Here is an 11884-nt window from a genome sequence, read left to right on the forward strand (position 1 = left end):
CGTTCAGTCCTTCGGCGGCTGGCCAATCGGCTGCGATCCATCGACCCAGCGACCGACCTTGAGCGAATCCATCTGCGCCTTCGTGCCCGGCGGGCGGTGATAGGCGCCGACTTCATCCCGATCCGGTGTGAACACCTTGCCGGAGACCGGATTGGGATAATGGAACGGCACGATGTAATAAGCAGGATAGGTCAGGTAGACGACCGAGGGCGGCAGATCTGGCGGCGGATCGAACTTGTCCGGCCAGGTATTGTTCATCGCCCATTTGCCCCAGCCTTCCCAGCTGGTGTACATGGTGAAGGGCCCGGTCAGGCGGCTGATCTTCCAGACGCCATTCTCCTTGCGATACTCATTCTCGTAGAGCGGCAGGCCCCAGCCGCCGTTGCTCATCACGAAGGCGCGCGCCCGCACCCAGCCGGTCTTGCCGTCGGCGGAGATGTCCGGGATCGGCTGGAACTGCATGTGGTTGGCGAGCGCACCCTTCTTGGTGCCGTCCGGCCCGAAGGCCTTCTGCATATATTCGAGTACCCGCGCCTTGCCGAGGAAGATGCCCTTGCCGCCAATCTCCAGCGTGGCATCCTCTGTGAACAGCTCGGACAGCGGATGCCACTGGCTCTTGTCGACGAAATAGCCATAGCTGCGCTGCAGCTTCTCGATGGCGTTGAGGTCTTCCAGCCGGGTGATGCGCTCATCCAGGGCGGCGAGGCGCTCTGCGGCCGTCTTGGGGGCGGTTTGCGCCGAGGCCTGCGCCACAGGAAGCAGGGCGGATGCGGCGATCAGGGCCGCGACGATGCGGGTCCGGTTCATCATGGCTGCCTCATTCCCTTTGCTGCGCTGCTCTCTTCGCGCTTGCCGCTCTCCATGCCGCGATCCGGGCGGCCAACGATGTCATCGCCCTCCATCGGCAGCGCCTTGAGCGACTGGCCGGTGACCGGATGATCGTAGCTGAACGCTGGGAGATAGGCGTTGGGGAACGAGCGGTAGACCTCCGTCGGCGGTTTGTCCGGCGGGAACAACGCGCTCGGCCCGTCCATCTGGATCGCATATTTGGCAAAGCCCAGATCATAATCGGTCATGGCGGTGACGTAGAAGTGCAGCGTGTCGAACTTCCACACCCCGCCTTCCTTCACATATTTATTCTCGTAGATACCAACGCCCCAACGGCCGTTCTCGCCGGGCCGGGCGAGCATCACCATGCCCTGCCAGCGCCCCGTCGCCGTGCGGCCATCCGGCGCCACCACAACAATGGGCTGTAGCATCATGTGATTGTTGAGGCTGCCTGCGCTCAGGCCTTGCGGCCCAAAGAGCAGCATCGCCTGCCGGATGCGCGCCGGGCCAATATAGACCCCGCGCTGCCCATATTCGAACTGCCCGCGCGCGGTGAACAGGTCCGCCGCCTGGTTCCACAGGCCCTTGTCGAAATAATAGCCGAACGTCGCTGTGAGGTTCTCGATAGCGAGTTGGTCCTCCAGCGCCTGCACCCGCTTCTGATAGGCGGCGACCTTGCCGCGCAGGGACGCGTCACTCTGGGCCGCGGCGGGCGCAGGCGCCGTGATGACAAGGCCAGCAATCAGCGCGGCCATGATGCTGGTGCGGGCGCTCATTGCATGGTCTCCGACACGGGCTGGCCAGTTACGGGATTGGGCGCGTGGAATGGCGGGAGCGTGCGATCCGGGAAGGCCCGCGTACTCGTCGACGGGCGATCCGGCGGCATGGCCTTGCTGGCCGCGCTACGTGTCAGCCCCTCGCCGGGCTTGAGCCGTGCCCAGCCCTTTTCATAAGGCGCCACGAAATTGATGTAGAGGTGCAACCGCGCGATCTTCCACACGCCGTCTTCCTTCACATACTCATTCTCGTAAATGCCGTCGCGCCACTCGGAATGCTGCTTGTGCTGGCCGAGCATTCCGAGGTCCCGCCACCGTGCCTTGGCGCTGCGGCCATCGGGCGCGACATCCACGACCGGCTGGAGCGTCACCCACTCATTGAGCTGGCCATAGATCAGCCCATCCTGCCCGCCATGCAGGGCCTTCAGATAATCGCGGATGCGGTCCTTGCCGATATAGACGCCATCGGCGCCGATCTCGATGCTGCCCTTGTCCGCGAACAGGTCGGCCGCGTCCTGCCACAGGCCCCGATCGAGATAATAGCCAAAGGCGCGCTGCAGCTTCATCACCGCGCGGGCGCCCTCCAGTTTCTCGACGCGCGTGGTGAGCGTGTCGATCTCCCGGTCTACGGCGGTTTGCGCCTGCATCGGCCCAGCCGCGATGAGCAGCGCCAGCCCTAGTCCCAGCGATGCCGCACGTCTCATCGCAGTTCTCCCAACGGCACGGCGCGCAAGGCGAAGGCGCCTGGGTCCTGCCCCTTGAGGGCGGGATCGAAGAGGAAGCGGCCCTTGCTCTCCACCGCATAGGCAAAGCCATCGAAGTGGGTGACGCCGGGCACGCCATCCATGCCGTCCTTGAGCAGTTTCACGGTCACATCATCTCCTTCGATGGTGAGCAGGCTGATCCGCCCTGCCGGCCCTTCGGCCTGCAGGAAGCGGTTGCCCCCGATGGGCCGCAGGCCGTCCGGCCCGTTGAGCGGCTGCGAGACATTGAGCTTCGTCAGGCCGGCAAAGCTGCCATCCGCGCGCCGATTGACCCGCAGCATCGTGTTCTGCCGGACATTGTTGACGTAGAGCGTGCCATCCTCGCTGAAGGCGATGCCATCGACACCGCCGAGCAGGGCCTTATCCTCGACCAGCAGCGACACCGCCTCTGCACCCGGCGCAAGCGTGAAGATGCGCCCATTGGTGGTCTCGGCGATATAAGCCGTGCCATCCTTGGCGAGCGCGATGTCATTACACGCACTGGCCGGCGCAGGCATCTCGTAGCGCTTCTTGAGATCGCCCGATGCGAGGTCGAAGGCGACGAGCGCGGACACCGCCCCTGCCTGCCCCATCGGCACCGAGCAGGCCCAAAGTGTGTTGGTCCGCTCGTCGACGAGCACGCCCAGCACCGCCGCCAGCTTGTTCTTCTCGTCCGGGCGGATCCAGGCGATGGCCTGCGCGCTACCCGGTACAGCGCGGTAGATATTGCCCTTGAAGCTGCTGATGTAGAAATTGCCCTTGGAATCGACGTCGGCATTCTCGGGGAACACGCCCTTGTCCGCGACGATGATGTCCTTCGGCAGCGGCTTGGCGAACGGTGCGGGCATGAGATAGGGCACTTCGTTGGAGATCGTCTCGATCCGCGCGATGCGGCCATTGGCGATCTTGAAGATGCTCACAAAACCGACGGTGCGCGCATAATGGGCCTCAGCCGGGTAGCTCTGGCCGTCCCGCCCGGTGAACTGCATCTGCGCCCCGGAGAGGTCGCGATAGCCGATCGCGGCGACCAGCCCGCGTGCCTCGTCGACGGCCACGACCTCATGGCGCAGCGCCTCGACCTCGCCGAACAGGCCGCGCGTCAAAGGCGCCGCACAGCCGGCGCCCTTTGCACTTTTGGCGGCCAGCAGCCCGGTCACCGGCACGCCATTCTCGATGGTCGTGCAGCCCTTGTCGAAGCTGACCGCCGGTCCTTCCCCATTCGCGGCGACAGAGGAGAAATAAGCATCAACCAGCGCCGTCATTTGAGCGCGCGGCAAACGTGCCTTCGGGCTGAGGCTGCTCGTCAGGCTCTTGGCCGGCGCGTAGGTAACCGGATCACCGAAGGGCTGGCGCCCCTGCTTGCGACGAATGAAGGATTGCACGGCGGCGATCCGGCCGTCCCGCGTCGCCATATCCATCGCGTAAAAGCCGGGCTGGCCATGATCCTCGACAGAACCGAACCAGACCACGCGGCCCGTCTGGCTGTCCGTCACCACCAGCGGCGCATCATCGACCGCCTTGATGGTGACCCAGGAGCTTTCGCCGATGCGCACCGGCACGCTGTTCTCGGCGTAGAGCACCGGGTCGGCCCATGCCACGCCGACCGGATCGGCCTTGGCTATCGCGCTCATAAAGCTGCCCGCGAGCTGGCTGAGGCAGGCGGAGTCGCAAGGCGCAGAAGATTGTGCCGTGGTCTGCGCCATGGCCGGCGCGGTGACGAGCGCGCAGAGCGCGGCTGCGGTGAGAAACGCGCGCCTCATTCGCCCTGCTCCCCATGCTCGCGGCCGGTCGCCCAGGGATTGTGCATGAAATAGGGCACATAGGTGAACACGGCCTCGATCTCCTGAATCGCGCCGTCTCTCACGCGGAAGGCTTCCAAGAGCGTGATCGAGTTCGGCCATTTGAGCGCGGTCTTCATCTCGCGCCCGTCGGTCAGCTTGTAGCGGTCCACCTCATTGTCATGATCGAAGAAGCCGGAGGCAATGACGACGCCGCGCTCCTCGTCGACGAGAGGGAAGCGCCTCTCGCGGATGCGCTTGTTGATGTAGTAGATGCCGAGCTTGAACTGTTCGAGGCAGCCCGAGGCCAGCGAGGCCGCATTGCCATTCGCGCCCGGCTCGGCGGAAACGCCCTTGCCCGGCGCGGTCGTGCTGATGCCGTTCTCCAGCCGCCCGCAATCGTCCGTGAACGGCGCGAACACCGTTCCGTCATTTCGCTCGACGGTGTTGAAATAGCTCTGCGCAACCGCAATCAGCCGCGCCCGTGAGACGCGCTGATCGGGCGGCAAAACCTCGTTGAAGGCAGGGTGATGCGCGACCTTGTCCGGATCGCCAAAGGGCGCCGGCAGGCCGGTGCGGCGATGCACGACCGTCTCGATCTGGTCGATCTTGTCGTCCTGCACGCGCATCCGCATCGCATAATATGCGGGCTCGCCATGCTCCCACACGACGCCGAACCAGGCGACCTGCCCGGTGAGCGGATCGGCGGCTTCGAGGCCCGTCGGCGCGACCTTGCTGATCGAGCGCCACAGGCCCTTGCCGATCGGGATGACGACATTGTTCTCGGTAAACTGCACGTCCGCCGCGAGCTTGAGGGACGAGGGGTCCTTCCTCGCCAGCGCCGCCATATAATCGTGCGCATAGCCGATCAGGCAGTCGCGATTGCAGGTCGGAATATTGACGGCGCTGCGCTCGCCAAAGGCCTGCGCCATGGCTGGTGTCGCCGTCGTTGCCAGAAGCGCGGCGCCTGCCGCGACCATCAGCCGCGTGTGCCAGCGGTGAACCCTGTTGCTCACAAATTTCCCCTCCTGTCGCCTTCCGCCCAGCGATGCCTGCACTGATCGCTTGTTACGGAGCGGGGCCACCATAGGAGGCGTTTCGCGCGCTTGTCACGCGCTGAAGGTCGGAAAAGCCGCGGATTTCCAGATCAGCCCGGCGAATGTCCGGCTCGATCAAGGTCGCTCTGAGGGGCCAGCGTCGAGAGCGCGTCCGGCGGCCTCCTCCCGTCAGGGCGAGCCCTCACGTGCAGATGGTCGCGGTGAGGACCGGAATGCCGGTATACAAGATGCTGACCAGACCGGTGACGGCGCTGGCAAAGGCCAGCCAGGCCAGCAGGTCCATACGACCGGAGCGGGGCCGAAAGACCCAGCATAGCCATGCCGCCGCGCCGACCGAAACCAGGTAGATGACGACCAGCACCACCCGCGCGGCGCTCACGCTGGCGAGGCGTGCATCGTCCCAGCCCCAGGCGCAGGCGAGGCCCTGCACGGCATATAGCAGCGCAAATGCCGCCGCCCAGGCGATCAACCCTGCCATCGCTCTGAACAGCGCAGTCATGCCAGCAGTCCGGGAAGATGGGTGCACATGAGCGTGATAGCGCAAACGGCAATGGCATAATCCGCCCAGAGCCGTGCGATCCTGGGCTCGGCACCATGGGTGGCGGCCACAAATCCTGCCCGACACCGTTGCCAGACGAACAGGCCGATCAGCAGAGCGAGTGCCGCATGGAGTATGGCATAGCCGAGCAGCACGGCCACCACCGCCCCATAAGCATGCAGCGTGGGCGCGGGGGCCAGCAGCCAGGCCGTCACGATCAACGCAGCCAGCAGCGTCGCCAGTCCACCCCCGGCAATGGCAACATGGCGCAGGCGGCGGCCGAACAGCGTGGCCATCCCCGCCCCCACGATCCCCGCCAGAAAAATCGGGAGGGAAGGCAGGACGAGCGCCGGCGGGGGCCAGTTCGGGGCGATGATCCAGAGAAAGGCATGGCCGAACAGGAGCGCGCCGAAGAAGGTGCCATTGGCGAACAGCAGGAACACGCTGCCCCACCAGCCGGGCGATCCGCCTATCTCGGCATGGGGCGGCGCCTCGACCCCATGTCCGATGGGCAGCGCGCCGCGAACCTGCTTGTCGCCAAGGAGCCACGCCCAGCGCCAGCCAAGCGCCGCCAGCAGGATGAGCGGCACCGGCGTCAAGATGTAGAGCTTGAACAGCATCAGCAGGAAGAAGCTGCCGGTAACCATCGCCGTCCACAAAGGCAGCGTCGTGTTGCCCGGCAGGACGACGATGTGCTCCACCCGCCCGCTTGCCGTGTCGACGGCCAGCGTCTCGCGCCAGCCATGGCGGGGCTCGGCGAGATAGCCCTCCCCGCGCGCCAGCGAAAGCGCAAGGTCGGGCGCCTTTTCGAGCGGCTCGCGGTCATCGACATGGGGCAGGCTCGCGATGTTGTAGGATGGCGGCGGCAGCATCATCGCCCATTCCAGCGTGCCCGCATTCCACGGATTGCGGCGGGTGCGCGGCGCGTGGAAAATCTGCAGCGCGATATCGATGACGAACAGGGCCACGCCGGTCGCCATCACAAAGCCGCCGACCGACGAGAGCAGATTGTAGCCCGTCCAGCCGAGCCCCTCGGGATAGCTGTCGATGCGGCGGGGCTGGCCGAGCAGGCCGACCAGATGCATCAGGAAAAAGGTCAGGTGAAAGCCGGTGAAGATCAGCCAGAAGGCCGCCTTGCCGAGCGTGTAGCTATACTGCCGCCCCGTAAAATGCCCGAGCCAGTAATAGGCCGCCGCCAGCATCGGGAAGACGAAGCCGCCGAACAGCACATAATGGAGATGCGCGGTGACGAAGGCGCTGTCATGCGCCTGCCAGTTGAACGGCACCATGGCGACCATCACGCCGGTCAACCCGCCCATCACGAAGGTGACAAAGAAGCCGACCAGATACAGCATCGGCAGCTTCATCTGCGGCCGGCCGGCCCATAGCGTGCCCAGCCAAGCGAAGATCTGTACGCCGGTCGGCACCGCCACCAGCGTCGAGGCGGCGGAGAAGAAAGCCAGCGCCATATGGGGAATGCCGACGGTGAACATGTGGTGGACCCACAGCCCGAAACTCAGGAAGCCGAGCGCCAGGATTGCCGCGACGATCCAGCCATATCCAAGGATGCGGGTCCGCGCCATGACCGGCAGGATCGTCGAGATCGCGCCCGCTGCGGGCAGGAAGATGATGTAGACCTCGGGGTGTCCGAACAACCAGAAGAGGTGCTGCCACAGCAGGGAGTCCCCGCCGCGCGCCGCGTCGAAGAACGGCCAGCCGAACGCGCGTTCCAGTTCGAGCAGGATGGAGCCGAGGATGAGCGGCGGGAAGCCGATCAGCATCATCAGCGCCGTCACCAGCATGTACCAGGCGAACAGCGGCATCCGATCCAGCGACATGCCGGGCGCCCGCAGTTTGAGGATCGAGACGACGATGTCGACCGCCGTCACCATCGCGGAAATCTCCACAAAGGTGATGCCGAGCAGCCAGAAGTCGGAATTGATGCCCGGCGAATAGGGTTTGGACGAGAGCGGCGTATACATGAACCAGCCCGCATCGGGCGCGATGCCCAGCAGCATCGCCACGATCAGCATGGTTCCGCCGAACAGATAGCACCACCAGCCATAGGCCGTGATGCGCGGGAAGGCGAGATCGCGCGCACCCAGCATCTTGGGGAGCATGTACATCGCGAACCCTTCGAACATGGGGATCGCGAACAGGAACATCATGATGCTGCCATGCATCGTGAACAGCTGGTTGTAGATATCCGGCCCGACAAAGGCGCTGCCCGGCGTCGCCAGCTGGGCGCGGATCAGCATCGCCAGCAGACCGCCGATCAGGAAGAAGATGAAGGCGGTTACCATCAACCGCACGCCGATCACGCTGTGATTGACCGTCGAGATGGTGCCCCGCCAGCCGCGCGGCGTTCCCCAGATGCGCTCAAGGGCACGATGAAGCTGGAGCGCCTTCACTGCCCCTCCCCCGCCACAAAGCGCGCCCAGCCCGCCTCATCATGCGCGACGACGCGGAAGGCGTGACCCGTGTGCCCGGGGCCGCAAAACTCGGCGCACAGGCCGTGATAAACGCCCGGCACGTTGGCCTCGATGCGCAGGACGTTGCGGTGGCCGGGAATGGCATCCATCTTGCCCGCAAGGCGCGGCACCCAGAAAGCGTGAATGACGTCACGCGTCCACAGTTCGACATCAACCGGTCGGCCGGCGGGAATGTTGAGCACATCCTGCGTGACGACACCGCCGGTGCGGCCGGGATGCGTGAAGGTCCATTGCCATCGGCTCGCTTCGGCAACGATGCGCAGGGTCTGCGCATCGTTGCGCGGCAGCAGCCGCTCGCCAATGACCAGACCATAAGCCAGCAGCACGACGAGAACGACGGACGGGAAGATGAGCCCGCCGCCGATGATCCACCGCTTGGCCGAGGTCGGGCGCTCCAGTGAGCCGCGTCGAAAGGCGAGCGCGAGCAGCGCGCAGACCAGCACAAGGATCGCCACCGCCCCGGCCAGCATGACCCACCACAAGGATGCGATGGCATCCGCTGCAGGCCCTGCGGGCTCAAGCGTCGAGTAGCGGCCGGCGCAGCCGCTGGAGAAAAACGCCGCGCCGGGCATTATGACCCGAGAGCGCAGACAGCGTAAAGGACGGCCATGCCCAGCACCGAACAGCGCGAAGATGCGTTGACCGACCCGATCAGCGCGAACCCCTCGTTCGATGACGCGGAATCGAAAATCGCCGTGTCCGGCCACCCCGTTCACGCCATGCTCGTCTCGTTCCCCATCGGCCTCGCGGCCTGCGCGCTGGGCGCCGATCTCTTCTATTGGTGGACCGGAGACGGCTTCTGGGCGCGCGCGGCGCTGTGGAGCACCGGCATGGCCTTTCTGATGGGCCTGCTCGCCGGCCTTTCCGGAACCGTCGAGCTGCTTAGCGTGCCGGGTATTCGCGCTCGTGCGGCAAGCTGGACGCACTTCATCGTCGCGATCACCCTGCTGTCCGTCCTCGGCGCCAATTGGGGCTATCGGCTGTCCGGTTATGAGTCCGCCGTGCTCCCTTATGGCCTGCTGCTCTCCGTGCTGTCGGCCATTTTCGTGGCCTTTGCCGGGTGGCATGGCGGCAAGCTGGTGTTTGACTATCAAATCGGCACCTCGTCGACCGGCAATTGACGGCCGCGCGGCGTCGTCAGCCAGTCCGGCATGGTCAAGTCGATGGAGGGCTTGCTTAGTACGATCGCAAAGATCGCCGCGCACAGAAGGAGGGCGAGCAGCACGAGCGGCAGGATCGGCGAGGGCTGGCGCTGATTGCCATGCTCGCCCATCCGCACGACCAGATTACCAATCCAGGCGTGCAGCCCGACCAGCAGCCCAACGAACAGCAGCTTGGCGAACATCCACGGCACGAACACTTCGCGCAGGAACAGCAGCGCCGTGCCGGCCGAAACCGCGACCACCGCAGCCGGCGTCAGCAAATGCGTATAGCCATAATGGGAGAACCGGCGGATGCGCTGATAAGCCTGCTGGCCCTGCCCGCGCTCATGCTGCGCCAACAGCAGCGGCAAGGCGATCAGGCCGGCGGCCCACAACAGGATCGCGGCGATGTGCAATCCCTTGATGAGCGGAATCCATGCTGTCACGCGGGTGCCCACCGCCAGCCATCGCTCCAGGCGCGCCGCGCGATCAATCCGGCGATCACGGCATAAGGCAGCATCGCCGGCACGCACATGATCAACCCGGCAAGCTGCTGATCGTGCAAGGGATCGATCCCATAGGCCAGGGGCGCGATGCGATGATGGGGATAGAGCACGCCGGGCGCGAAGGTGATCAGGGCGCCCAGCAGGCCCATCTGCCCGACCCCGGCGGCAAGCGTGACCATCGCGGCAGGCCATGCCGCACGCGCCGAAAGTATCGCGCGCCAGAACCAGATGGCGGTGCCGAGCAGGGAAATCTGCATCAGCCAGTACAGGGCATGATGATTGAGCGCTGCCGTGTAGAAAGCGGGGATGTGCCAAAGCCAGAGCGTGCCCGTGGATACAGCGAAGGGCAGCGCCGCGCTGCCGGAGCGCCCGCGCGGCAGAAGAAGCGCAAAGACCGGCGCCGCGCAGACGACCAGCAGAATGTGGTGCACGGTTCTCGCGGAGAACAATGCGCTTGCGAGCGCACAGAGCGGCGACACGAAGGCGACCAGCATGATGCCGCAACCGGCGGCCACGAGACCGGGCTGCTGTCGCCCGACGGTCGCGAGCAGCAGGATCGTCCCGCCCAGCATGGCGGCCAACAACCAGGGATCGAAGTTCCAGCTAAGGAGCAGCAGGCTCGGGTCCGGTGGTGCGCCACAATAAGGGATATTCGTGACGATCCTACTTCCCCCAGATTTCGCATGGCAGCACTTAGTGGCCCGAACAAAGCGTTCGCTTCATGAATCTGAACGTCATCAGCCCATGTGGGTTCCCGTACACGTGTGCTGCGCCCCCGGGCGCGACGCTTCGTCCAGCCCATTGACGGCGAAGAAGCGGAAGTTTAGGCGAAACCTCAGAACAGAGTCGGGATTCCGACCGGCAAAAAGTCGGAACAACTTTCCTAAAATCCCGGATTTCCCTCTGTTACTCAGCACCTTAGCGGGTGTAGCTCAATGGTAGAGCAGCAGCTTCCCAAGCTGACGACGGGGGTTCGATTCCCCTCACCCGCTCCAATTTCCAGAAATTCCTACCAGCATTAAGCCGCCGAACCGGTTGAATTTTCCCGCTCGCACGGTGCATTTGAGGGTAGCCGCTCCACTGCGCTTGATCCACGCAGCGGAGGTCGGCAGATTCAGCGCGTGATGGCCGCTTCCTGACTGATGCGGCCCATTCGTCGGCTCGGGAGACAAAGAATGCGATCAGCGCTGGCAGCCCTCGTCATGATGATCGGCGCGATGTTTCTCTCGAGCGCAGCGACTGCCCAGCCGGCGCAGGCCTCCTCCGGGGGCGAGCCGTCTTCCGCTGCCTGCGTGAAAGACTCGAACGTCGACAGTTGCTGGCAGGCTGGCGTCGCGGCGGAACGGCGGGGCGATGCACGCGCCGCCCTCGCCGCCTATGAAGCATCCTGCGACGCGGGTTTTCAAGTGGGCGGCTGCTATGAGGCCGGGAAGATCTATTTTCTGAACAGCACGCTGCGGGACTATGGCGACGCGAAGGAGAAAATGGCGCGCGTCTGCGATTCATCCGACATCGGGATCGGCCCCTATGCCTGCAAATATCTGGGGATCATCTACCGCAGGGGCCTCGCCGGCCAACCACAGTTGGACAGGGCGTTCAACATCCTGTCCCGCGCCTGCTTCCTACACAATGACAGCCCGTTCATCGACGGAAATGGCTGCGAAATCCTTGCGGACGACATTCCCGACGCTGATGCGATGGGCGTCTCCGACGATTTGTGGGCGCCCGACTATATCGCTTATCTGGCCTTCGCGATGGGCTGCACCGACGACATGCCAGCACTCTGCACCCGCGCGCTGACGATCCATGACCGCGCCGTTGCCACATCGGCCGGCTGGCTCGCGCGCTGCGCCGAGGATACCGGGGCAGTGCAGTTCTCGGGGCGTTGCGGGGATCTCGCGCGCGCCGCTACCATCGACAATTTCGACCAGCGTCAGGCCCTTCGCCAGCGTCTCGTGCGGATGTTCGTTCGCGCGACGGAATATGCGGGATAGAGCACGCCCCCGCATCACCGCCAGGCGCG

The 11884-nt window shown here is 64.9% G+C and carries 12 protein-coding genes and 1 tRNA gene; 3 read left to right on the top strand and 10 right to left on the bottom strand.

The annotated features are described in order from the left end of the window. Positions 1-3: 3 nt before the first annotated feature. The 8 genes from M2339_RS09235 to coxB all read right to left on the bottom strand — a co-directional run bounded on the left by M2339_RS09235 (position 4) and on the right by coxB (position 8785). Positions 4-810 carry a nuclear transport factor 2 family protein gene (locus M2339_RS09235; RefSeq protein WP_264586825.1) on the bottom strand — a complete coding sequence of 269 codons (807 nt, stop codon included), beginning with the start codon at positions 808-810 and terminating at the stop codon, positions 4-6. Beyond that, positions 807-1604: a nuclear transport factor 2 family protein gene (locus M2339_RS09240; protein WP_264584587.1), complete on the bottom strand. Its 798-nt coding sequence runs from the start codon at positions 1602-1604 to the stop codon at positions 807-809. The genes M2339_RS09235 and M2339_RS09240 overlap by 4 nt, the downstream gene beginning before the upstream one ends. Further along, entirely contained in the window at positions 1601-2308 is a 708-nt protein-coding gene (locus tag M2339_RS09245) for a nuclear transport factor 2 family protein (RefSeq protein WP_264586824.1), read from the bottom strand. The genes M2339_RS09240 and M2339_RS09245 overlap by 4 nt, the downstream gene beginning before the upstream one ends. Then, positions 2305-4107: an SMP-30/gluconolactonase/LRE family protein gene (locus M2339_RS09250; RefSeq protein ID WP_264586823.1), complete on the bottom strand. Its 1803-nt coding sequence runs from the start codon at positions 4105-4107 to the stop codon at positions 2305-2307. Before M2339_RS09250 ends, M2339_RS09245 begins: the two co-directional genes overlap by 4 nt. Further along, a complete protein-coding gene (locus tag M2339_RS09255; protein ID WP_264586822.1) occupies positions 4104-5141 on the bottom strand; it encodes a hypothetical protein in 1038 nt (345 codons plus the stop codon). The genes M2339_RS09250 and M2339_RS09255 overlap by 4 nt, the downstream gene beginning before the upstream one ends. 223 nt (positions 5142-5364) lie before the next feature. After that, positions 5365-5682, bottom strand: a complete 318-nt coding sequence (locus tag M2339_RS09260) for a hypothetical protein (protein WP_264586821.1) — start codon at positions 5680-5682, stop codon at positions 5365-5367. After that, positions 5679-8132: a cytochrome c oxidase subunit I gene (ctaD, locus tag M2339_RS09265; protein WP_264586820.1), complete on the bottom strand. Its 2454-nt coding sequence runs from the start codon at positions 8130-8132 to the stop codon at positions 5679-5681. The genes M2339_RS09260 and ctaD overlap by 4 nt, the downstream gene beginning before the upstream one ends. Then, positions 8129-8785, bottom strand: a complete 657-nt coding sequence (gene coxB, locus M2339_RS09270; RefSeq protein WP_264586819.1) for a cytochrome c oxidase subunit II — start codon at positions 8783-8785, stop codon at positions 8129-8131. The genes ctaD and coxB overlap by 4 nt, the downstream gene beginning before the upstream one ends. A 36-nt stretch (positions 8786-8821) precedes the next feature. Here coxB and M2339_RS09275 point away from each other — a divergent pair, with 36 nt between their 5' ends. Further along, positions 8822-9334 (top strand): DUF2231 domain-containing protein, encoded by a 513-nt coding sequence (locus M2339_RS09275; RefSeq protein ID WP_220128507.1) that lies wholly within the window; start codon positions 8822-8824, stop codon positions 9332-9334. Here M2339_RS09275 and M2339_RS09280 read toward each other — a convergent pair. Continuing rightward, positions 9304-9813 carry a CopD family protein gene (locus M2339_RS09280; RefSeq protein WP_264592280.1) on the bottom strand — a complete coding sequence of 170 codons (510 nt, stop codon included), beginning with the start codon at positions 9811-9813 and terminating at the stop codon, positions 9304-9306. The genes M2339_RS09275 and M2339_RS09280 overlap by 31 nt on opposite strands. Next, positions 9798-10433: a cytochrome c oxidase assembly protein gene (locus M2339_RS09285; RefSeq protein WP_264606481.1), complete on the bottom strand. Its 636-nt coding sequence runs from the start codon at positions 10431-10433 to the stop codon at positions 9798-9800. Before M2339_RS09285 ends, M2339_RS09280 begins: the two co-directional genes overlap by 16 nt. A 349-nt stretch (positions 10434-10782) precedes the next feature. Here M2339_RS09285 and M2339_RS09290 point away from each other — a divergent pair. Continuing rightward, a tRNA-Gly gene (locus tag M2339_RS09290) sits at positions 10783-10856 on the top strand. A gap of 180 nt (positions 10857-11036) precedes the next feature. Further along, positions 11037-11855, top strand: a complete 819-nt coding sequence (locus M2339_RS09295; protein WP_181559036.1) for a hypothetical protein — start codon at positions 11037-11039, stop codon at positions 11853-11855. The last annotated feature ends 29 nt before the right edge of the window (positions 11856-11884 follow it).

Origin of the sequence: Sphingobium sp. B2D3C, assembly GCF_025961835.1 — a bacterium.
Taxonomy (GTDB): Bacteria; Pseudomonadota; Alphaproteobacteria; order Sphingomonadales; family Sphingomonadaceae; genus Sphingobium.